The sequence below is a fragment of the Collimonas sp. GW821-FHT07E08 genome (assembly GCF_059418905.1).
In genome coordinates this window covers 88,124-108,824 of sequence record NZ_JBWKQR010000008.1, presented here as the reverse complement: position 1 = coordinate 108,824, position 20,701 = coordinate 88,124, and the positions used below count along the sequence as shown (strand labels likewise).

Sequence of the window (20,701 nt, the reverse complement as noted above, 5' to 3'; positions counted from 1 at the left end):
GTAGCGGGATTGCGCGCTTCAAGCCGGGGATTGTCGTATATCGGCGACGGTATCGATGTCCTGGTGGATGCCCGGATCGTCCACCGCCACTTCGACGACAGGATACGATTGCAACAAGCCGCGCGCGCCCTGGTCGCCCTGCAAAGCCAGCAGCTGCGGCAAGTGCTTGCGGCTGAAGCCCACCGGATTGCCGCGCCGGCCAAGACAGGTCGGCACCGCAATGTCGGCGCCGTGATGCAATGCCAACGCCAGGGCCTGGATGGTTGCTGCCCGCACATAGGGCATGTCGGCCAAGGCGATTACCCAGCCGGCGGCGTCCGCGGTCTGTTCCAGGCCGCACACCAGCGAGGCCGCCATGCCGTCATCCGCGCTTGCGCATGACACCCAGGCATAGCCCGCAACCTGTGCGGCCAGATCCGGCGCGTCGCTGCGCAAGACGACACATGTCGGCAGCGCCGCCGCCAGATTGCCGGCAGCCGTTGCCAGCACCGTCTGGCCGCCAGCGGTCGGCAACGATTGCAGCAATTTGCTGCGCGCGCCGCTGGGATCGAAACGCCGGCCACGGCCGGCAGCCAGCAGCAGGCCGACGATTTGTCCGCTATATGATCGACCGCTCATGACAGGTTACGGAGAAAAGTCGCGCCCGCCGGATGGCAGGCGCCCGGCTCATTTCAAAGTGCTGAATTTGGCTTCCATGGTTTTCGCATCGATCCAGCCTGGCGTGCGGGAGCCGTCGGCAAAAATGATCGTCGGCGTGCCGGTCACGTTCAGCTTCTGGCCGAGCGCCAATACCTTGTCGTTCGGCGCCTGGCAGGCTGCCGGCGCTGCTGTGGCGGCTTTGCCGTCGACCATCAGATCGGTCCAGGCCTTGTTGCGGTCGGTGCTGCACCAGACATTGCGGGCCTTCACCGCGGAATCGTCCGCCAGGATGTTGTACAGGAAGGTATACACGGTAACGTTGTCGACGTCCTGCAAGGTAGTCTTGTGGAAGCGCTTGCAATAGCCGCAGTTGGGATCTTCGAACACTGCGATCACGCGCTTGCCATTGCCCTTGACCTTTTTCATTGCCAGGTCCAGCGGCAAGTCAGAGAACTTGACCTTGCTCAGCTCATTTACCCGCTCGCTGGTAAAGTCGCGCGAGGTCTGCGCGTCCATGATGCGGCCGACGAACACATACTTGGCAGCGGCGTCGGTATAAAAGATATCGTTGCCGACACGTACTTCAAACAGGCCGGAATAAGGGGTCTTGGTTACTTCATCAACCTTGACGTTATCTCCCAGGCGCGGCTCTATCAGCTTCTTGACCGCGGTTTCCTGGGGAGTCTCGGCGCCGGCGGCGCTTACCCACAGTCCCAGCAAAGCCACCAACATCACGCTTGTTTTTTTCATCGTTGTTCCAGTTATTCTTTATCAGCTGTCCGACCCAAGGCGTGGGCCATCAATTGTCTTTTTAAGACCGGCACTTTATCCAGCAAGTTCAACCCGGTATTGCGCAGCAAACGCAACGGCCCGAAATCGAAGCCGAACAGCCGCTCCAATCCATCGGTCATCACCTGCATCAAGAGTATTTCTTCTTTGCGCGCGCGCGCATAATGCGCCAGCATGCCGGCATCGCCGCAATCGCGATGCCCGCCGCGCTCGGCCAGTACCTGGACCAGGGCGGCGACATCGCCGAAACCCAGGTTCATGCCATGTCCCGCCAACGGATGCACCACGTGGCCGGCATCCCCGACCAGGGCGACGCGCGGCGCCACCATCGAATGGGTTTTGAGCAAGGACAATGGAAATGCCTGCGCCAGCTCCGGCTGCAGCGGCAGCAATTGGCCCAGCTTGTCGCCGGCCAGCGCCGTCAGGCGCGCGGCCAGTTCTGGCAAAGGTTGATTCAACAGTTCTAGCGCCAGGGCCTCCGGCGCCGACCAGACCAGGGATACCCGCTGCCCGGGCAAGGGCAGCAAGGCAACGATGCCTTCAGTTTCGGTAAACCATTGATAGGCAACGCCGTGATGCGGCCGCTCACATGCAAAATTGGCGACCACCCCGCGCTGTTTGTACGAACGGTAATCGATCCCGATCTGGCACTGGCCGCGCACCCAGGATTGCGCGCCGTCGGCGCCGACAACCAGCGCGGCGCCGATGGCCTCGCCCGACTCCAGCTGCAGGGACGCCGCATCCGCGTCCACTTGCAGCGCCTTGGCGCGGCCGCTGAGCAGATGCACATTCGAGGAAAATTTCAGCGCCGCATCCAGCGCCTGGTTCAGGTTGCTGTCTTCGACAATCCAGGCCAGCGCATCGACGCGCGCATTGTAGGCGTCAAACGCCAGGTTGCCGGCCGCGCTATCCGTGCCGCCTTTGATCGCCATCCCTTCCACCGCGCTTATCCGCGCCGGATCCAGGGCATCCCACACCTTGACTGTCGACAGCAAGCTGCGCGCCACATGGTTCAGCGCGTACACGCGCGTATCCCAGGCATCGGGCGCCGCGGCTGATGCGGGCGGCGCCGGCATTCCCAGCAAAGCAACGCGCAAACCCGCTTGCGCCAAGGCCAGCGCCGCTGCCTTGCCGACAGCGCCATTGCCCACGATGCAAATATCGTATTTCGCCATCGGCGCGGCGCCAGTATTTTTCGAGATTGATGCGATATCTTTCATTTCGCCATTATAGCGACTACGCCTGCAAAGCCCTGCAGGCCCCGTTAAATATGGTTTTCCAACGATCGGGCATGATGTTGCCGCCCACAAATTGAGCAACGCAAAGTTTTTTCAAGAAGATTCAACAAGGGGCTTTGCGGATCGAAAATGTTTTGCTATACTCCTGTCCCTTGGCCTGGTAGCTCAGTCGGTAGAGCAGAGGATTGAAAATCCTTGTGTCGGTGGTTCGATTCCGCCCCGGGCCACCAAAAACAGAAAAAGGGCTTAGCTTCGGCTAAGCCCTTTTTGCATTTCCGGCGCTCCGCAAAGCGTGGGAATCCGCAGCGCAGGCCGGGCACAGCGGCATGGAAGAACAACAGGCGGGCAGTGCTTTTTTCGTGATCTTCTCCCGAGATTTGGTAAGATCACAAAACAAGACAATATTTTATACACCTTTAAGCAGACTAATAAGCGAACCAATTGCCGCCTAAACGCTCTATAAGCCAATCCGTCAGCACTTTCCGCCTTGGTTGCCCATACACCTCACTGCTTTATGCTCAAAAACAAATCCCGCAAGCCGATTGAAATAAAAATTGCTACCGTGGTGGCCGTATCCGCCATCTTGCATGATTCAGATCCGATGGCTCTGGAAGCCGCTTTGCAGGAAATGACCGGCGGCACCGCCGATTTCTTTGACAACGAATTTGCTGTCATCGATGTTGCCGCATTGGGACCGGACCGCTCGCCCATAGACTGGCCGCAGCTGATAGAGCTGCTGAAAAAATATCGCCTGAACGCAGTTGCCGTACGCAATGCCCCGGCGGAAATGGAAGCCGACATCATTGCCAGCGGCTTGAGCATCGATCATGTCGTTGCCGCCCGCCAGGAGCCGGCGGCCGCCGCGCCGCCGCCAGCAGCGCCGGTTGCCGCGCCGCCTCCCAGGGCTGCCGCCAGCACCATGATCATCGATACGCCGATACGCGCCGGGCAGCGGATTTATGCGCGCGACGCCGACCTGGTCATCACCGCCACCGTCAACAATGGCGCCGAAATCATTGCCGACGGCAGCATCCATGTCTACGCGCCGCTGCGCGGACGGGCGCTGGCCGGCGCCAGCGGCGATACTTCGGCGCGCATCTTTGCCGCCAGCATGGAGGCCGAACTGGTGTCCATCGCCGGCGTCTACCGCACTTTCGAGAATGGCTTGCCGCCTGAACAAAAAGGCCAGCCGGCACAAATCCGCCTGAGCGGCGACCGGATTGACGTACTATCGCTCAATTCCGCTAGCCGTAATTAATCGAATCTAGGATCTTGTAACTTTTTATCTAGTCAGTTGAGGGCAGGGTCGCACGGAAAATGTAATTCGCCACGTTACGGTGGCCCTTGCACTCTGTCCCGCAATGCATAAAGGAGCTCTTCGTGGCAAAAATCATCGTCGTTACGTCCGGCAAAGGCGGAGTTGGCAAGACCACCTCCAGCGCCAGTTTTGCATCGGGTCTGGCCATGCGCGGCCACAAAACGGCTGTGCTCGACTTTGACGTCGGCTTGCGCAACCTGGATCTGATCATGGGCTGTGAACGGCGCGTGGTGTACGATCTGATCAACGTGGTCAACAAGGAAGCCACCTTGACCCAGGCCCTGATCAAGGACAAGCATTGCGAAAACCTGTTCATCCTGCCGGCTTCGCAAACCCGCGACAAAGATGCGCTGACCGAAGAAGGCGTGGAGACCGTTCTTAACGACCTGGTCAAGATGGACTTCGAATACATCATTTGCGATTCGCCGGCCGGCATCGAACGCGGCGCCGTGATGGCGTTGACGTTTGCCGATGAAGCGATCGTCGTCACCAACCCTGAAGTATCGTCGGTGCGCGACTCCGACCGCATCCTCGGCATCATCCAGGCAAAATCGCGGCGCGCGCAGAACGGCGGCGAACCGGTCAAGGAACATCTGCTGATCACCCGTTATTCGGCCAAGCGCGTCGAAGCCGGTGAAATGCTGTCGTACACCGACGTTCAGGATATTCTGCGGATTCCGCTGATCGGCATCATTCCTGAATCGGAATCGGTGCTGCACGCCTCCAACCAGGGCAATCCGGCGATCCACATCAAGGGCAGCGATGTCGCCCTTGCCTACGAAGACGTCGTCTCGCGCTTCCTCGGCGAAGACGTCACCCTGCGGTTTACCTCCTATGAAAAACCGGGTTTCCTGCACCGCATCTTTGGAGGGAAATAACATGGCATTGCTCTCGTTCTTGTTTACCAGCAAGCCTAAAACGGCGTCTGCGGCCAAGGAACGCCTGCAAATCATCATTGCGCGCGAACGGAATGGCCGCCAGGGCCATGACTTCCTGCCGGCCTTGCACAAAGAACTGATCGAAGTGATTTCGAAATACACCAAGGTGAACGCCGACGACATCAAGATTTCCCTGGATCGCCAGGGTAATCTGGAAGTGCTGGACGTGAACGTGGTGCTGCCAGACGCATAAGCCGATACGGCAGGCTGAAGCCGAATTCGGCGCAATGCCGCGCTGGCGGCAATCCGCGCAATGACCAGCCAGGATCGATGGCCTGGGGCAGATTCTCGTTATTCAACACCGCTGGTGGAATTTTACAAATCCCGTCATACACTGTATGACGATTGCATATATCGCCAAACAAATACCGCTTCGGTTAAATTGTTGGCATCGGCTTTGCCAAAAGCATCCGGCACCGCTGAATTATTTATTTTTTTGTGGCAATTGAAAGACACTGGAAATATATAGAATATTTATCTACAGCAATGTAGCAATAAGATTAATATACTCCTTGTACTCGCCACAACACCGATGCCGGCCTCCAGCGCTGAAATCACCTAACATATATAAAATATGAGAATTGCTGTCCTTGATGACGACCCCAGTCAAACCGATCTAGTTTGCCAGGTGCTCACATCCAGTGGGCATATCTGCCATCCATTCCAGAGCGGCAAAGAAATACTGAACCAGCTGCGTCGGGAAAGCTACGACATGCTGGTCCTGGATTGGCAGGTTCCTGATCTCAGCGGCCCGGAGGTGTTGCGCTGGGTGAGAGACAAACTTCCCAAAACCATTCCGGTGCTGTTCATCACCAGCCGTTCCGGCGAGGATGACATTGTCGAAGGCCTGGCCGCCGGCGCCGACGACTACATGATCAAGCCGATCCGCCGCAGCGAACTGGTGGCGCGCGTGCAAGCCTTGCTGCGGCGCGCCTATCCGATCCAGAATTCGAGCGAACAGATCGTATTTAACGATTACCTGTTTGAAACACGCTCGGGCCGCCTGACCCTGGCCGGCAAGCCGATCGAGATCACGCAAAAGGAATTCGACCTGGCGCTGTTGTTTTTTCGCAACATGGGCCGCCCCCTATCGCGCGCCTATATCCTGGAAGCAGTCTGGTCGCGCGACGTCGACATTCCTTCCCGTACCATGGATACCCACGTCTCGCGGGTGCGGAGTAAGTTACAATTACGACCAGAAAACGGCTATCGACTGGCTCCGGTTTATAGCTACGGTTATCGACTAGAACAACTCACAGGATAAGGCGCGTTTCGGTTGCGCTGATAGACAGATATGCGCACCACACTCACCAAAATGGCTTTCCTGGCGCTCTGCCTTGCAGGGCCGCCGCTGTTTGCTGCTCCGCCGGCGCTGGATCCGGCTGCGCTGCAGGTGGGTGCCGCGACGATTACCTATCGCGCGCAGCTTGGCGACACCCTGGGCGTGATCGCCGCACAGCTGACTTCCAGCAAGAACAACTGGGTGCAGCTGGCGAAACTCAACCACATCGGCAATGACCGCACGATCCCGGTCGGCACCGCCATCATCATTCCTGTGGCGCTGCTGCCGGACGATCCGAGCACGGCCCAGGTAGCCGCCATGTCCGGCAATATCGATGCGGTCGCCGCGGATGGCCGGCCGATAGAAATCAACATCGGCACCACATTGAGCGAAGGCGCCATCATCAATACCGGCAGCAACAGCTTCCTGTCGCTCACCCTGCCGGATCAATCGCATGTCGCCCTGCCGTCCAACAGCCAGGTAAAACTGAGCAAGCTGCGCACTGCACGGTACACCAACAGCCCGCGCACTGAAATCACGCTGCTGAAAGGCCGGGTCGAATCCAAGGTCTCGCCGCTGGACAAGAACAAAGGCCGTTTCGAAGTCCATTCGCCGCTGGCGGTGGCCGGCGTGCGCGGCACCGATTTCCGCGTCGACCTGGTCGGCGACAGGGTCATGACCGAAGTGTTGAGCGGCGGTGTCGCGGTGGCGAAGAACAACCAGGCGCCGGCGCTGACCCTGCATCCAGGACAAGGCAACGTCACCAACGCCAAAGGAGTCGGCAAGGCGGTCGCGCTGTTGCCCGCGCCGCAGCTCAGCGGCAGTCCGCAGCTGCAGGAACGGCCCACGGTGCGCTTTAGCGTCAGCCCGGTCGCCGGGGCGCGCGGCTATCGCGCGCAAATCGCCACGGATGCCGATGCGCGCAATATCGTCAGCGAGGCCGAATCGGACAGCACCGAACTCAAGATCAACGGGCTTGAGGATGGCAAGTATTTCGTCCGCATCACCGCGCTCGGCCAGAGCGGCCTGCAAGGGATTCCGCATACCAGTGCGTTTACACTGAAGGCGCGGCCCGAACCGCCTATCTCGATTGAGCCAAAAAACAAATCGCGCGCCGACGATGTGATGTTCAGCTGGGCCGAAGTCGGCAACGCGCAGGCCTACCATCTGCAAGTCGCCAGCGATGCCGAATTCAAGCAGCTGGTGCTTGACCAGCCAGCCGTGGTTGGGCCGCAATTCAATGCCGGCAAACTGGCGCTGGGCACTTACTTCTGGCGCGTGGCGACCATCGTCGAACAAGGCAAGGGCAGCGACCAGGGGCCTTACGGCGATCCGCAGCGCTTCAACCTGCTGCCGGCGCTGCAGGTTCCCAAGATCGCCGACGCGGTCGACGGCGACCTGTCGTTCCGCTGGAGCGCTGAACCGGGACAAACTTTCGTGGTTGAAATCGGCCGCGACGCCGGCTACTCGGCATTACTGCTGACACAAACCACGGCGACGCCGGAGATCGTCGTCCCGCGTCCGGACAACGGTACTTATTTCATCCGCATCAAGGCGATCGATGCCGACGGTTACATCGGTCCCTTTTCACCCTCGCAAAAAGTGTACATCGGCAGCCGCTGGGTCACCAGCGACGGTTCGCCCTTGCTCAATGTCGGCGGCCAGACCCAGACCGGATATTAAGCCTGCCACGACCATGCATCCTCAAGCCGACTGTTCATGATCAAGCAGGTCATCCCGCTCATTAAACGCGTGGCGTTTCGCCAATGGATGGCGATCACCGTCCTGATGCTGATCGTGGCCGGCAGCATGGGCTACGTGAACGGCCTCGGCCGCCTTGACCGGACCTTGTACGACCAGTTCATGCGGGCCGATTCGCGGCCGGCGCGCGACGACATCATCATCGTCGCCATCGACGACTACAGCATCAGCAAGCTGGGCCGCTGGCCCTGGGAGCGCAGCCTGCACGCCAAGCTGCTGAACCGGATCATGCACGCCAATCCGCTGGCGATCGGGCTCGACGTGATCATGCCGGAAGCCGAACAGGGACAGTCTCCCGGCCAGCGCGCCGATGACCGCGCGCTGACCAAGGCGCTTGCGGCCAGCAAGCTGACGGTGCTGCCGATCGTCGTCGCCAGCGCCGGTCCCGGCCTGAAAGCCCTGCCGCCGACGCCGGATTTCCTCAACGCAGCGCGCGGCGTCGGCCACATACATCTAGAGCTCGATCCCGACGGCGTGGTGCGCAGCGTCTTCCTGCGAGAAGGCCAGGACGACCAATGGTGGCCGCATTTTGCGGTAGCGCTGGCCGGCGTCGCCGGCCAAAGGATCACCGGCGCCAATGGCAACTTGCCAGGTGCGCGGTTGAGCGAAACGCCGGTTGAGCCCGGCCCGCACAAGACGGACAGCTGGCAGCGCGATTACCAGATCCAGATCCCGTTCGCCGGCGGCAGCGGCCATTTCCGTTCCGTGCCGTACGCCTCGGTACTGCGCGGCGACGTGCCGGACCAGTTTTTCACCGGCAAATATGTATTGATCGGCGCCACTGCGCTCGGCATGGCGGATACTTTCCCGACGCCGGTTTCGGGCACCTCCGGCGTCATGCCAGGCATCGAGATCAACGCCAACATCCTGGCCGGCCTGCTCGACCACAAATCGATCAGCATCGCCCGCCCGCTGCAGACCGCGCTGTTCAGCATCGTCCCGGTCCTGATCGCGCTCTCCAGCTACCTGCTGTGGACACCCCGCATCTCCTTGCTGATCACCGCCACCCTGATGCTGCTGACGATGGCGGTCAGCTATCTGCTGCTGACGCTGGGAATCTGGATTGCCCCGACCGCAGCCTTGATCGCGCTCGCCATCGCTCATCCCATATGGAACTGGATCCGCCTCGAATCGGCGATTTCCTATCTCGGGCAAGAGTTCATGCTGCTGGACCAGGAGCCGCATCTGCTCCCTGAAGTAAATACGGAACCGGCGCCGCAGCAAGTGGAAGATTTGCTCGAGCAGCGCATCAACGCCATGCGGGTCGCGGCGCGCCGGGTGCGCGATTTGCGCCAGTTCATTTCCGACAGCGTCAACAGCCTGCCGGACGCCACCTTGATCACCACCATCGACGGCCATGTGCTGGTGTCGAACCAGTTTGCACGGGATTATTTCGCCGCCGCCGGCATACGGAATATCGACGGTGCGCTGCTGCCTTACCTGTTCTCCAACATGAGCACGCCGCAGGCCGGCAACACCGCGGCCGGCCATGTCTTCAGCTGGTGGGACCTGATCGATCTCGAGCATGTAGCCACCCTCACCAGCGGCACCACGGTGCAAGACCAGCAAGGGCGCGACCTGCTGATCAAGAGCGGTCCCTGCCACTCCGCGCACCAGGTGCTGACCGGCTGGATCGTCAGCATCGTCGACATCACCATCATCCGCGCCGCCGAACGCAGCCGGGATGAAACCCTGCGCTTCCTGTCGCACGACATGCGCGCGCCGCAAGCCTCGATCCTGGCTCTGCTCGAACTGCAAGGCAACCCGTCCTCGGCGCTGCCGCAGAAGGAATTTTTCGCGCGGCTGGAACAGGCGGCGCGCAAGACATTGGGGCTGGCGGACAACTTTGTCCAGCTGGCGCGCGCCGAATCGTCCGAATACCGGCTGGAAGAAGTGGATTTCCAGGATGTGCTGTATGACGCCGTCGATGAAATGTGGAGCCTTGCCAACAACAAGAAGATCGAGCTGATCACGGATATCGAAGGCCAGGAATTCCTGACCAACATCGATCGCTCGCTGATGGCGCGCGCACTGTGCAACCTGATTTCCAACGCCATCAGCTACAGCCTGCCGGATACCCGGATTACCTGCACCTTGCGCCTGAAATACGTGAAATTGCTGCCGCAGGTAGTCTGCCGCATCGCCGACCACGGTTTTGGCATTGCCCCGCACGACCAGGCCAGGCTGTTCCAGCGCTACCAGCGCGTCAGCGCCCCGGGCCAGCCGCATTCGGACGGCACCGGCCTCGGCCTGGTGTTCGTCAAAACCGTGGTGGAACGGCATTTCGGCGAGATCTCGCTGGAAAGCACGTTAGGCGAAGGCAGCACTTTTATTGTAACTTTGCCAGCCCTCACCTGAGCTGCGGCCGGCGCCGGCGAAGCTGGAATTTCCTCCTTGGCTACAAAGAGTATAATCTTGGGTTAACAATATTGCCCCAGTTCGTTGCCAACCCTGCTGCCAACCGCATCCATGCACCTGCTAACCGTCGGACTCAACCACACCACCGCGCCCGTTTCCCTGCGCGAAAAGGTGGCTTTCCCGGCTGACCAGATCGGTCAGGCGGTGATGGCGGCGCGCGCCTGGTTCAGCGGCGGCAATGCGGCGAGCATGTCGGATGAAGCGGCCATCCTGTCGACCTGCAACCGCACCGAGCTGTATGCGGCCGCCAATTTCGAGCACGGCGTCGACGCCTCTATCGATTCCACCGCACATTTCCTGGCGCATTACCATCAGCTGCCCTACGCTGATTTACGCCCGCATTTGTACACATTGCCGCAAGATAATGCCGTGCGCCATGCGTTCCGGGTGGCTTCAGGGCTCGATTCGATGGTGCTGGGCGAAGCGCAGATCCTTGGCCAGATGAAGGATGCCGTGCGCCATGCAGAAGCTGCAGGCGGCCTCGGCACTTACCTGCACCAGCTGTTCCAGCGGACCTTCGCGGTCGCCAAGGAAGTGCGCAGCACGACTGAGATCGGCGCCCATAGCGTCTCCATGGCTGCCGCCGCGGTGCGCATGTCGGAACGGATTTTCGATACTGTCGCCGGCCAGCACGTGCTGTTCATCGGCGCCGGCGAAATGATCGAATTGTGCGCCACGCACTTTGCCGCGCAAAATCCGAAATCCCTGACGGTCGCCAACCGTACCCTGGAACGCGCCGAATTGCTGGCCCACCGCTTTAACGGCCAGGCGATCCGACTGGCCGACCTGCCGACGCAGCTGGGCAGGTTCGACATCATTGTTTCCTGCACCGCGTCGAGCTTGCCGATCATCGGCCTCGGCATGGTCGAACGCGCGGTCAAGGCACGGCGCCACAAACCGATGTTCATGCTGGACCTGGCCGTGCCGCGCGATATCGAGACTGAGATCGGCCGCCTCGACGATATCTTCCTGTACACCGTCGACGACCTCGGTTCGATCGTGCAAACCGGCATGGAAAATCGCCAGGCCGCGGTAGCGCAGGCCGAAGCCATCATTGAAACCCGCGTGCAGTCGTTCATGCACTGGGTGGATAACCGCGCGGTGGTGCCGCTGATCCAGGACCTGCAGGAATCAAGCGAAGCCATGCGCCGGCTCGAGCTGGAGCGCGCCCGCAAGATGCTGGCCAAGGGCGAAGATATCGAAGTGGTCCTGGAAGCGCTCTCCAAAGGCCTGACCGCCAAGTTCATGCACGGCCCGCAACAGGCTTTGCACAATGCCCAGGGCGACGAGCGCGCGCGCCTGGCAGCCCTCCTGCCGCAACTGTTCCGCACCAAGCGTTAGCGCACCTGCCCTCCCGCACGGCCGCGAGCAACCGCGCCGCCCTGCGTACTGCTGCACCCATCCATTTTTATTCGCCTTGCCCTGACTGAAACCCGCCATGAAACCATCAATGCTCGCCAAGCTCGACCAACTCGCCAATCGCCTGGTCGAGGTCAGCGACCTGCTGATGCAGGAAGACGCCACCGCCAGCATGGACAGCTATCGCAAGCTGACGCGCGAACATGCGGAGCTGGGGCCGCTGGTCGAGCTGTACCAGGCTTATCTGCAAGCCGACGCCGATATCGCCGCGGCGCAGGAAATGCAGTCCGACCCCGACATGAAGGAATTCGCCCAGGATGAGATCCTGGCGGCGAAAGCGCGCATGGAACAGCTGCAAGGCGACCTGCAGAAGATGCTGTTGCCCAAGGATCCTAACGACGAGCGCAATATCTTCCTCGAAATCCGGGCCGGCACCGGCGGCGATGAGTCGGCGCTGTTCGCCGGCGACCTGCTGCGGATGTACACGCGCTTCGCCGAACGCAACCGCTGGCAGGTCGAAATGGTGTCGGAATCGCCATCGGAAATCGGCGGCTACAAGGAGGTCATCGTGCGCGTGATCGGCTTCGGCGCCTACTCCAGGCTCAAGTTCGAATCCGGCGGCCATCGCGTGCAACGGGTGCCGGCCACGGAAACCCAGGGCCGCATCCATACCTCGGCCTGCACCGTCGCCATCATGCCGGAAGCGGATGAAGTCGGCGACGTCGACATCAATCCGGCCGATATCCGCATCGACACCTATCGCGCCTCCGGCGCCGGCGGCCAGCACATCAACAAGACCGATTCCGCAGTACGCATCACGCATATGCCGACCGGCATTGTGGTCGAGTGCCAGGATGACCGCAGCCAGCACAAGAACAAGGCGTCAGCCCTGAAAGTGCTGGCGGCGCGGATCAAGGATGGCCAGCTGCGCGCGCAGCAATCGCAAGAAGCGGCGACCCGCAAATCGCTGATCGGCTCGGGCGACCGCAGCGAGCGCATCCGCACTTACAATTTCCCGCAAGGCCGGATGACCGACCACCGCATCAACCTGACCTTGTACAAGCTCGATTTCATCATGGACGGCGACCTGGAAGAACTGACCAATGCGCTGGCAGCGGAGCACCAGGCCGACTTGCTGGCGGCGCTGGGCGACGCGCTCTGAATATCTGAAAATCGCATATGCTAACGCCAGGCGCGGAACCAAGCAGCCCAGGCAGCATCAGACGCACGGCAAATAAGCTCTCATCGACTCAACTTCATACCCGAAAATGAAAACATCCAAATCCGTTTTGCTTGCAGTCGCTTTCATCGCCCTTGCCATCCTGGCCGGCGCACTGTATTTGCAGCACTACCAGGACATGCAGCCTTGCCCGCTATGCGTGATACAGCGTTACGCATTCGCAGCGATCGCGCTGATTTGCCTGATTTGCGCCAGCCTGCCGGCCGGGGTCCAAAAAGCCGGTGCGGGGATCGGCATCCTGGCAGGGCTGGGCGGCGCCGGCACCGCCATCTGGCATCTGTGGATCATCGCCCATCCTTCGGTTTCGTGCGGCCGGGATGCGCTGGAAGCACCCATGAACGCGCTGCCGCCAGCCACCTTGCTGCCGTCGGTGTTCAAGGTGGACGCTTATGCGCTCTGCTCGACGCCCTACGACCCTATCCTCGGCCTGTCGATCCCGCAATGGTCGCTGCTCTGGTTTGTGGTGCTGATAGTGATCCTGGTCGCCACGCTGTTCAAACGCAACAGCCGTTACTGAACGACGCGACGCGATGGCCGGGATTTTCGACACGTTTGCAATAAAGGCGGGCGACAGCATCGCCGCGGTATTGAAGCAAGCGCCGCTCAACCCGCTGGAAAACCGCATCCTGCTGATGCATGCGCTGCAGCTGTCGCGGATACAGCTGATTACCCAGGACGAACGGGTTATCGATGCGCAGCAGGCGCAGCAGCTGTCGGCCTTGTTTCAACGGCGCCTGCTGGGCGAGCCGATTGCCTACATTGTCGGCCAGCGCGAATTCTACGGCTTGCAGTTCGAAGTCACCCCGGACGTCCTGATCCCGCGCCCTGAAACCGAGCTGCTGGTCGACCTGGCGTTACAGCATTTGCCCGCTGCCGGCGCCCGGCAGACGCTAAGCGTACTGGACCTGGGCACCGGTTCCGGCGCCATCGCCGTCGCCGTCGCCCATAGCCGTCCCGACCTGCAGCTCACTGCGCTGGATGTCAGCGCCGCCGCGCTGGCGGTGGCCGGCCGCAACGCCGCGCGCCACCTGGCGCCAGGCCAGGCGCCGATGCAGCTATTGCAAAGCAACTGGTATGGCGCGCTGGATCGCCAGCAGTTCGATGTCATCGTCGCCAATCCGCCGTATATCGTTGCCGGCGACAGCCATCTCGCGCAGGGCGACCTGCGCTTCGAGCCGCAGGACGCGCTGACCGACCATGCGGACGGCTTGAGCGCGCTGCGCAGCATCGTCGACGGCGCGGCCGGCCACCTGAAAGATGGCGGCTGGCTGCTGATGGAACATGGCTACGACCAGGCGCCGGCGGTGCGCGGACTGTTGCAGGCGCAACAGTTCGACGCCGTGCAAAGCTGGCAGGATATCGCCGGCATAGAACGTGTCAGCGGCGGCAGGCGCCGGGCCCTAAGCTAGAACGGCAACCGGAAAACAAAAAAGCGCGGCGTGCCGCGCTTTTTACATCCATGCAGGATCAGGACATCACTCTTTCTCGCCCCAGATGGCCGGATACACGATACCCGCGATCACTGCGCCGACCAGCGGCGCCAGCCAGAACAGCCACAGCTGCTGCAACGCCCAGCCGCCGACAAACAGCGCCTGGCTGGTGCTGCGCGCCGGATTGACCGAAGTATTGGTGACCGGGATGCTGATCAGGTGGATCAGGGTCAGGCACAGGCCGATCGCGATCGGTGCAAAGCCGGCCGGCGCACGCTTGTCTGTCGCTCCCAGGATCACGATCAGGAAGATGAAGGTCATCACCACTTCCGAGATCAGGGCCGCATTCATCGAATACAGGCCGGGCGAATGGTCGCCATAGCCGTTGGCGGCGAAATTACCGATCTCCGCGCCCGCTTTGCCGGTAGCAATCAGGTACAGCACGCCGGCAGCGATGATGCCGCCGACGACCTGGGCCACCCAGTAGGGCAGGATTTCACTCTTCGGGAAACGGCCGGCGGTAGCCAGTCCGAGCGTGACTGCCGGATTCAGGTGGCAGCCGGAAATGTGGCCGATGGCGAACGCCATCGTCAGCACGGTCAGGCCGAAAGCCAGGGCGACGCCATGGAAGCCGATCCCGAGGCCCGGGAATCCGGCCGCCAGCACAGCGCTGCCGCAACCGCCCAGGACCAGCCAGAATGTGCCAAGGGCTTCCGCGCCCAGACGTTTAGAAAGATGCATATTTGACTCCCGAAGAAATACTACCGTGTGATTGATGAACGACGGGCTTTAGGTCTTTGCCCCGCCGCATTTGGCCACAAGCATATTTGCTGACTCATCGACAAACAAGAAAAAAATTATCATTTAACAATCTTTTTCATTTACAACCATTTCCCCGCATCTGGCCAGGCTTACCCGGCAGCGATCTATGAAACATGCACGCAGGCAGCGCCCTGGCGGCGTAAATAATACCATTGGGAAACAAAACTATGGTGATATGACAAGCATTTCGGCTGAGCGGATTTTCGGGCCGGGTTCTTTTCTGGCTGTCAAGACTGGCGGAATTATCTGGATTGCGTATGATCCAACGCTTGATTTTCACTCTTAAGATTCCTCATGCTGCCTTCGATCGAACAACGTCTCGCCCTTGAACTTGCCGCCAAGCCGGCCCAGGTCGCTGCTGCCGTCGCCCTGCTGGACGAAGGCGCCACCGTGCCCTTTATCGCACGCTATCGCAAGGAAGCCACCGGCGGTCTCGACGATATCCAGCTGCGCTTGCTGGAAGAGCGCCTGCGCTACCTGCGCGAGCTGGAAGTACGCCGCGGCGCGATCCTGGCCTCGATTGAAGAACAGGGGAAAATGACGCCCGCGCTGCTGCAGGCGATCTCCCTGGCGGAAGACAAGACCCGGCTCGAGGACCTGTACCTGCCGTACAAACTGAAACGCCGCACCAAGGCCCAGATCGCCGCGGAAGCCGGCTTGACCGGATTGGCGGATGCATTGCTGGCGAATCCCGAACTGAACCCGGAACAGGAAGCCGACAAATACCTGAAGCCGGCATTCAGCACCGACAACGGCGACAATCCTGGCGTCGCCGATGCCAAGGCCGCGCTCGACGGCGCGCGCCAGATCCTGATGGAACGTTTTTCCGAAGACGCCGCGCTGCTGCAGGCGCTGCGCGAATACCTGACAGAGCACGGCGTGGTCGAATCCAAGGTAGTGGAAGGCAAACAGGACGCCGGCGAAAAATTCGCCGACTACTTCGATTATTCCGAAACCATCGGCACCATTCCGTCGCACCGGGCGCTGGCGCTGTTCCGCGGCCGCCGCGAGGAAATCCTGAATGTGGTGCTGCGCCTCGACACGGAAGAAGAAAAACCGAAATGGGATGCCCCGCACAATCCTTGCGAAGGACGCATCGCTGCCCGTTTCGGCATCAGCAGCAAAGGCCGCAGCGCCGACAAATGGCTGAGCGACACGGTGCGCTGGAGCTGGCGCGTCAAGGTCTTCATGCACCTGGAAACCGAGCTGATGACGAAGCTGCGCGAAACGGCGGAAGTCGAAGCGATCAACGTCTTCGCCCGCAACCTGAAAGCGCTGCTGCTGGCGGCGCCGGCCGGCCCGCGCGCCACCATGGGCCTCGACCCCGGCCTGCGCACCGGCGTCAAGGTGGCTGTGATCGACGCCACCGGCAAGGTGGTCGACACTACCGCGATTTACCCGCACCAGCCGCGCAACGACTGGGACGGTTCGCTGCACACGCTGGCGCAGCTGGCGGAGAAGCACAAGGTGTCGCTGATTTCAATCGGCAACGGCACCGCATCGCGTGAAACAGACAAGCTGGCGCAAGACCTGATCAAGCTGCGGCCGGAACTCAAGCTGACCAAGATCGTGGTGTCGGAAGCCGGCGCATCGGTGTACTCAGCGTCTGAATTCGCCTCGCGCGAATTGCCGGACATGGATGTCTCTTTACGCGGCGCGGTCTCGATTGCACGCCGCCTGCAAGACCCGCTGGCGGAACTGGTGAAGATCGATCCGAAGTCGATCGGCGTCGGCCAGTACCAGCATGACGTCGGCCAGACCCAGCTGGCGCGCTCGCTGGATGCCGTGGTGGAAGACTGCGTGAACGCGGTCGGAGTAGACGTCAACACCGCCTCGGCGCCGCTGCTGGCGCGTGTCTCCGGACTCAACGCCAGCGTCGCCCAGAGCATCGTCACCTATCGCGACATGAAGGGCATGTTTACCTCGCGCGCCGGACTGCGCGACGTGCCGCGCCTGGGTGACAAAACCTTTGAACAGGCTGCGGGTTTCCTGCGCATCATGAACAGCGACAATCCGCTGGACGGTTCCGCGGTGCATCCGGAATCCTATCCGCTGGTGGAAAAGATCCTGGCCGACATCAAGAAAGACGTCAAAGGCGTGATCGGCGACGACAAGCTGCTGAAATCGCTCAATCCCGCCAAATACGCCGATGAAAAATTCGGCGTGCCGACCATCGCCGACATCCTCAAGGAACTGGAAAAACCGGGACGCGATCCACGCCCGGAATTCACTACCGCGACGTTCAAGGACGGCGTCGAAGAAATCCGCGACCTGCGTCCCGACATGATCCTGGAAGGCGTGGTCACCAACGTGGCGGCGTTTGGCGCCTTTGTCGACATCGGCGTGCACCAGGATGGCCTGGTGCATATTTCGGCGCTCTCGAATACTTTCGTCAAGGATCCGCACAGCGTGGTCAAGGCCGGCCAGGTGGTCAAGGTGAAAGTGCTGGAAGTCGACGAAAAGCGCAAGCGCATCGCGCTGACCATGCGCCTGTCCGACAACGCCCCGGTCGCCGGCGCCAGGCCGGAGCAGCGCGCCGACCGCAACGACGCCAAGCGCCTGTCCCAGCAACGGCAGGCGGCGCCGGCGCCGGCCAGCAGCGCCATGGCCGCCGCCTTTGCAAAGTTAAAGGGATAACAATGTCCGCCGAAACTGGACAGTGCCGTGCCGCGCTTATCGGGCCGGCACTGTCGGGCGGCGCCAATACCAGTTCGGGCCAGAGTCAATTTAGGGGCAACGGGCCCGAATCGTGGCTGTCATCGTATAATCACGGCACAATCGATTTCCAACAGGTTTTATTTTGTCAGCCGCTCCCAACACCTCATCCTCACAATTCATGATGTCCCCGATCGCGGCCGATATGGAAGCGGTCAATGCGGTGATTCGCCGGCAATTGCATTCCGAAGTGCCGCTGGTGAACCAGATTGCCGAATACATCATCAGCGCCGGCGGCAAGCGCCTGCGTCCGGTGCTGGTATTGCTGATGGCCCAGGCTTACGGCTACAGCGGCGAAAAACACCACGAGCTGGCGGCGGTGATCGAATTCATCCACACCGCGACCTTGCTGCACGACGACGTGGTCGACGAATCCTCCCTGCGGCGCGGGCGCCAGACCGCCAATGCCCTGTTCGGCAACGCCGCCTCGGTGCTGGTGGGCGACTTCCTGTATTCGCGCGCCTTCCAGATGATGGTGGCGGTCGACAATGCGCGCGTGATGCAGATCGTCGCCGACGCCACCAACGTCATCGCTGAAGGCGAAGTGCTGCAATTGCTGAACATGCACAACCCGGACGTGTCCGAAGAAAACTACCTGCAGGTGATCCGCTCCAAGACCGCCAAGCTGTTTGAAGCGGCGGCCCAGCTGGGCGTCCTGATTGCGGGCGCCGGCGACGATGTGATCGACGCTGCGGGCGAATACGGCCGCTCGCTCGGCACTGCCTTCCAGCTGATCGACGATGTGCTGGACTATTCCGGCAACGCCAGCGATATCGGCAAGAATGTCGGCGACGACCTGCGTGAAGGCAAGCCGACCCTGCCCCTGATTTACCTGATGGAGCACGGCAGCGCAGAGCAGCGCGCGCTGGTGCGCAGCTGCATCGAAAACGGCGACGAACAGCATTTCGATGAAATCCTCGCCGCCATCACCAGTTCGGGTGCACTGAACTACACCAGGCACGAAGCAGAAAAAGCGGCGCAGCGGGCAGCAGCGGCGATCTCCGGGTTGCCAAATAGTCAGTTCAAGGATTCTTTGCTACAATTATCTGCGTTCGCGGTGGATAGGAACCACTAAGGACTCAGCACGGGGACTGTTGCTTCGCCATGGTGCGAATCCCAGCCCCAAAACCTGTCCAAATCATTGGACAGCTAGATCGGGGTGTAGCTTAGCCTGGTAGAGCGCTACGTTCGGGACGTAGAGGCCGGAGGTTCGAATCCTCTCACCCCGACCATACAACCATAAACAGTTGGGGACAGAGTCGCCCAGAAATGGGTAATTCGCCACGCTACGGTGGCTCTTAAACTCTGTCCCGCAATGAGTTTAATTTTTTACGGTGACCCTTTGGATGCCGTGCCCATATGGGTGCAGATACTTGCACTAGTCGTACTCATTTTCCTGTCGGCTTTTTTTGCAATGGCGGAGACCGCCCTGGTCGCCGCCAACAAGCATCGCCTGCGCCACCTGGCCAAACGCGGCAGCAAGTCCGCCGCGACGACGCTTTGGCTGCTGGAACGGACCGACAAGCTGCTGTCGCTGATCCTGATCGTCAACACCCTGGTCAACGCCCTGGCTACTGCCTTGGTGACGGCGATTGCCATTACGACATTCGGCAATCACCAGAAAGTGATCACCATCGCGACCGCCGCGGTCGCCTTCCTCCTGATCGTATTCGCCGAAATCACGCCAAAAGTGATAGGCGCAACCTATCCTGAACGCATTGCCCTGCCGACCAGTTTCGTGCTCAAGCCCCTGATGACATTGGCCAAGCCGCTGATCTGGTTCGTCAACCTGTTCGTCTCTTCGATCCTCAAGGTGCTGCATATCAAAACCGGCAAGCACGCGCTGGAACAGCGGGTATCTCCGGAAGAACTGCGCTCCATCGTGCTCGAAGGCGGCAATTTCATGCCGCAAAAACACAAAAGCATCTTGCTGAACCTGTTCGACCTGGAAAAAATTTCGGTGGAAGACGTCATGACGCCGCGGGCGCAAGTCGAGGCGCTGAACTTGTCGGCCTCGGTGGACGACATAAAACACCAGCTGACCACCTGTTATCACAACAAGCTGCCGGTGTACGAAGGTGAAATCAACCAGATCGTCGGCATTTTGCATGTGCGCAAGGCGATGGCCTTGCTGAACCAGGAGGAGGAACTGACGGTGGAGCATTTCCGCCAGCTGCTCACTACGCCCTATTTCGTACCGGAAGACACCGACGTTTTCACGCAGCTCCAATATTTCCAGGAAAACCATGAACGGCTCGGCATCATCGTCGACGAATACGGCGAAGTGCAGGGCCTGGTTACCCTGGAAGACATCATCGAAGAAATGATTGGTGAATTCACTACGTCCAAGCCGGGCGCGGCCCGCGCCGACAGTTTTTCCTGGAACGCGCAAGGCCAGTGCCTGCTGGAGGGTGCGACAACCCTGCGCGATATCAACAAGCGCCTCGGCTTGAATTTCCCGCTCGACGGTCCGAAGACCTTGAACGGCTTGCTGCTGGAATGGCTGCAGGACATCCCTGACAACAATGTCAGCCTGAAAATTGCCGGATGCATCATAGAAATCGTGCAAGTGCAAAACCAGGCGATCAAGGTTGCCAAATTGATGCGACCGAATAAACTACAAGAACACTGAAAGAACTGCCCGATGGCAACTTTTACGACACATTTCTTCACAAATCCTTTACAAGTGAGTTTCCCGTAGGGCATCATTGGTCGGTTCGAATGGTTCGGCACATCTTTTGGTATTGACCCC

Annotated in this window: 18 protein-coding genes and 2 tRNA genes; 16 read left to right on the top strand and 4 right to left on the bottom strand. The window is 60.5% G+C overall.

All coding sequences use genetic code 11. From position 1 onward, the window contains the following. Window positions 1-18: 18 nt before the first annotated feature. Genes AC07RZ_RS12115 through AC07RZ_RS12105 form a run of 3 tightly spaced genes read right to left on the bottom strand, consistent with a single transcriptional unit; the run spans window position 19 to window position 2,648 of the window. Window positions 19-618: a nucleotidyltransferase family protein gene (locus AC07RZ_RS12115; RefSeq protein WP_494668084.1), complete on the bottom strand. Its 600-nt coding sequence runs from the start codon at window positions 616-618 to the stop codon at window positions 19-21. Window positions 619-666: 48 nt separating this feature from the next. After that, a complete protein-coding gene (locus AC07RZ_RS12110; RefSeq protein ID WP_494668083.1) occupies window positions 667-1,389 on the bottom strand; it encodes a DsbC family protein in 723 nt (240 codons plus the stop codon). 11 nt (window positions 1,390-1,400) lie between these two features. Further along, window positions 1,401-2,648 carry an FAD-dependent monooxygenase gene (locus tag AC07RZ_RS12105; protein ID WP_494668082.1) on the bottom strand — a complete coding sequence of 416 codons (1,248 nt, stop codon included), beginning with the start codon at window positions 2,646-2,648 and terminating at the stop codon, window positions 1,401-1,403. Between the two features lie 172 nt (window positions 2,649-2,820). On the opposite strand from AC07RZ_RS12105, the gene AC07RZ_RS12100 reads away from it, so the two are divergent. The 11 genes from AC07RZ_RS12100 (at window position 2,821) to prmC (ending at window position 14,391) form a co-directional block, all read left to right on the top strand. Beyond that, window positions 2,821-2,896, top strand: a tRNA-Phe gene (locus tag AC07RZ_RS12100). Between the two features lie 284 nt (window positions 2,897-3,180). Beyond that, window positions 3,181-3,924, top strand: coding sequence for a septum site-determining protein MinC (gene minC, locus AC07RZ_RS12095; RefSeq protein ID WP_144739390.1), 744 nt, complete (start codon window positions 3,181-3,183; stop codon window positions 3,922-3,924). A gap of 122 nt (window positions 3,925-4,046) precedes the next feature. Continuing rightward, a complete protein-coding gene (gene minD / locus AC07RZ_RS12090; RefSeq protein WP_014007883.1) occupies window positions 4,047-4,862 on the top strand; it encodes a septum site-determining protein MinD in 816 nt (271 codons plus the stop codon). 1 nt (window position 4,863) lies between these two features. Continuing rightward, window positions 4,864-5,115, top strand: a complete 252-nt coding sequence (gene minE / locus AC07RZ_RS12085) for a cell division topological specificity factor MinE (protein WP_092397013.1) — start codon at window positions 4,864-4,866, stop codon at window positions 5,113-5,115. Between the two features lie 381 nt (window positions 5,116-5,496). Further along, window positions 5,497-6,186, top strand: coding sequence for a response regulator transcription factor (locus AC07RZ_RS12080; RefSeq protein ID WP_494668081.1), 690 nt, complete (start codon window positions 5,497-5,499; stop codon window positions 6,184-6,186). Between the two features lie 30 nt (window positions 6,187-6,216). After that, entirely contained in the window at window positions 6,217-7,887 is a 1,671-nt protein-coding gene (locus tag AC07RZ_RS12075; RefSeq protein ID WP_494668080.1) for a FecR family protein, read from the top strand. A 36-nt stretch (window positions 7,888-7,923) separates the two neighbouring features. Further along, window positions 7,924-10,323: a CHASE2 domain-containing protein gene (locus tag AC07RZ_RS12070; RefSeq protein ID WP_494668079.1), complete on the top strand. Its 2,400-nt coding sequence runs from the start codon at window positions 7,924-7,926 to the stop codon at window positions 10,321-10,323. A 111-nt stretch (window positions 10,324-10,434) separates the two neighbouring features. Further along, a complete protein-coding gene (gene hemA, locus AC07RZ_RS12065) occupies window positions 10,435-11,724 on the top strand; it encodes a glutamyl-tRNA reductase (protein ID WP_144739394.1) in 1,290 nt (429 codons plus the stop codon). A 97-nt stretch (window positions 11,725-11,821) separates the two neighbouring features. Then, window positions 11,822-12,904 carry a peptide chain release factor 1 gene (gene prfA / locus AC07RZ_RS12060; RefSeq protein ID WP_494668078.1) on the top strand — a complete coding sequence of 361 codons (1,083 nt, stop codon included), beginning with the start codon at window positions 11,822-11,824 and terminating at the stop codon, window positions 12,902-12,904. A 106-nt stretch (window positions 12,905-13,010) separates the two neighbouring features. Further along, on the top strand, window positions 13,011-13,499 hold the full coding sequence (locus tag AC07RZ_RS12055; RefSeq protein WP_494668077.1) for a disulfide bond formation protein B: 489 nt from the start codon (window positions 13,011-13,013) through the stop codon (window positions 13,497-13,499). A 13-nt stretch (window positions 13,500-13,512) separates the two neighbouring features. Continuing rightward, window positions 13,513-14,391: a peptide chain release factor N(5)-glutamine methyltransferase gene (gene prmC / locus AC07RZ_RS12050; RefSeq protein WP_494668076.1), complete on the top strand. Its 879-nt coding sequence runs from the start codon at window positions 13,513-13,515 to the stop codon at window positions 14,389-14,391. A 66-nt stretch (window positions 14,392-14,457) separates the two neighbouring features. Here prmC and aqpZ read toward each other — a convergent pair whose 3' ends face one another. After that, a complete protein-coding gene (aqpZ, locus tag AC07RZ_RS12045; protein WP_092397026.1) occupies window positions 14,458-15,153 on the bottom strand; it encodes an aquaporin Z in 696 nt (231 codons plus the stop codon). A 187-nt stretch (window positions 15,154-15,340) separates the two neighbouring features. Between aqpZ and AC07RZ_RS12040 the strand changes: the two genes are divergently transcribed. From AC07RZ_RS12040 to AC07RZ_RS12020, 5 genes are all read left to right on the top strand, one after another. Further along, window positions 15,341-15,520, top strand: a complete 180-nt coding sequence (locus AC07RZ_RS12040; protein ID WP_494668075.1) for a hypothetical protein — start codon at window positions 15,341-15,343, stop codon at window positions 15,518-15,520. A gap of 8 nt (window positions 15,521-15,528) precedes the next feature. After that, window positions 15,529-17,871, top strand: a complete 2,343-nt coding sequence (locus AC07RZ_RS12035) for a Tex family protein (protein ID WP_144739398.1) — start codon at window positions 15,529-15,531, stop codon at window positions 17,869-17,871. 202 nt (window positions 17,872-18,073) lie between these two features. Next, the gene (gene ispB, locus AC07RZ_RS12030; RefSeq protein ID WP_092397181.1) at window positions 18,074-19,024 is read left to right on the top strand and encodes an octaprenyl diphosphate synthase; all 951 of its coding nucleotides are present in this window, start codon (window positions 18,074-18,076) and stop codon (window positions 19,022-19,024) included. A gap of 80 nt (window positions 19,025-19,104) precedes the next feature. Beyond that, a tRNA-Pro gene (locus tag AC07RZ_RS12025) sits at window positions 19,105-19,181 on the top strand. 110 nt (window positions 19,182-19,291) lie between these two features. Continuing rightward, window positions 19,292-20,581, top strand: a complete 1,290-nt coding sequence (locus AC07RZ_RS12020) for an HlyC/CorC family transporter (RefSeq protein WP_494668074.1) — start codon at window positions 19,292-19,294, stop codon at window positions 20,579-20,581. The last annotated feature ends 120 nt before the right edge of the window (window positions 20,582-20,701 follow it).

Excerpts from the sequence above, each read along its gene's own strand:
- AC07RZ_RS12115 (WP_494668084.1), bottom strand. The coding sequence starts at position 618 with ATGAGCGGTCGATCATATAGCGGACAAATCGTCGGCCTGCTGCTGGCT.
- AC07RZ_RS12110 (WP_494668083.1), bottom strand. The coding sequence starts at position 1,389 with ATGAAAAAAACAAGCGTGATGTTGGTGGCTTTGCTGGGACTGTGGGTA.
- AC07RZ_RS12105 (WP_494668082.1), bottom strand. The coding sequence starts at position 2,648 with ATGAAAGATATCGCATCAATCTCGAAAAATACTGGCGCCGCGCCGATG.
- minC (WP_144739390.1), top strand. The coding sequence starts at position 3,181 with ATGCTCAAAAACAAATCCCGCAAGCCGATTGAAATAAAAATTGCTACC.
- minE (WP_092397013.1), top strand. The coding sequence starts at position 4,864 with ATGGCATTGCTCTCGTTCTTGTTTACCAGCAAGCCTAAAACGGCGTCT.
- AC07RZ_RS12080 (WP_494668081.1), top strand. The coding sequence starts at position 5,497 with ATGAGAATTGCTGTCCTTGATGACGACCCCAGTCAAACCGATCTAGTT.
- AC07RZ_RS12075 (WP_494668080.1), top strand. The coding sequence starts at position 6,217 with ATGCGCACCACACTCACCAAAATGGCTTTCCTGGCGCTCTGCCTTGCA.
- AC07RZ_RS12070 (WP_494668079.1), top strand. The coding sequence starts at position 7,924 with ATGATCAAGCAGGTCATCCCGCTCATTAAACGCGTGGCGTTTCGCCAA.
- hemA (WP_144739394.1), top strand. The coding sequence starts at position 10,435 with ATGCACCTGCTAACCGTCGGACTCAACCACACCACCGCGCCCGTTTCC.
- prfA (WP_494668078.1), top strand. The coding sequence starts at position 11,822 with ATGAAACCATCAATGCTCGCCAAGCTCGACCAACTCGCCAATCGCCTG.
- AC07RZ_RS12055 (WP_494668077.1), top strand. The coding sequence starts at position 13,011 with ATGAAAACATCCAAATCCGTTTTGCTTGCAGTCGCTTTCATCGCCCTT.
- prmC (WP_494668076.1), top strand. The coding sequence starts at position 13,513 with ATGGCCGGGATTTTCGACACGTTTGCAATAAAGGCGGGCGACAGCATC.
- aqpZ (WP_092397026.1), bottom strand. The coding sequence starts at position 15,153 with ATGCATCTTTCTAAACGTCTGGGCGCGGAAGCCCTTGGCACATTCTGG.
- AC07RZ_RS12040 (WP_494668075.1), top strand. The coding sequence starts at position 15,341 with ATGAAACATGCACGCAGGCAGCGCCCTGGCGGCGTAAATAATACCATT.
- AC07RZ_RS12035 (WP_144739398.1), top strand. The coding sequence starts at position 15,529 with ATGCTGCCTTCGATCGAACAACGTCTCGCCCTTGAACTTGCCGCCAAG.
- ispB (WP_092397181.1), top strand. The coding sequence starts at position 18,074 with ATGTCCCCGATCGCGGCCGATATGGAAGCGGTCAATGCGGTGATTCGC.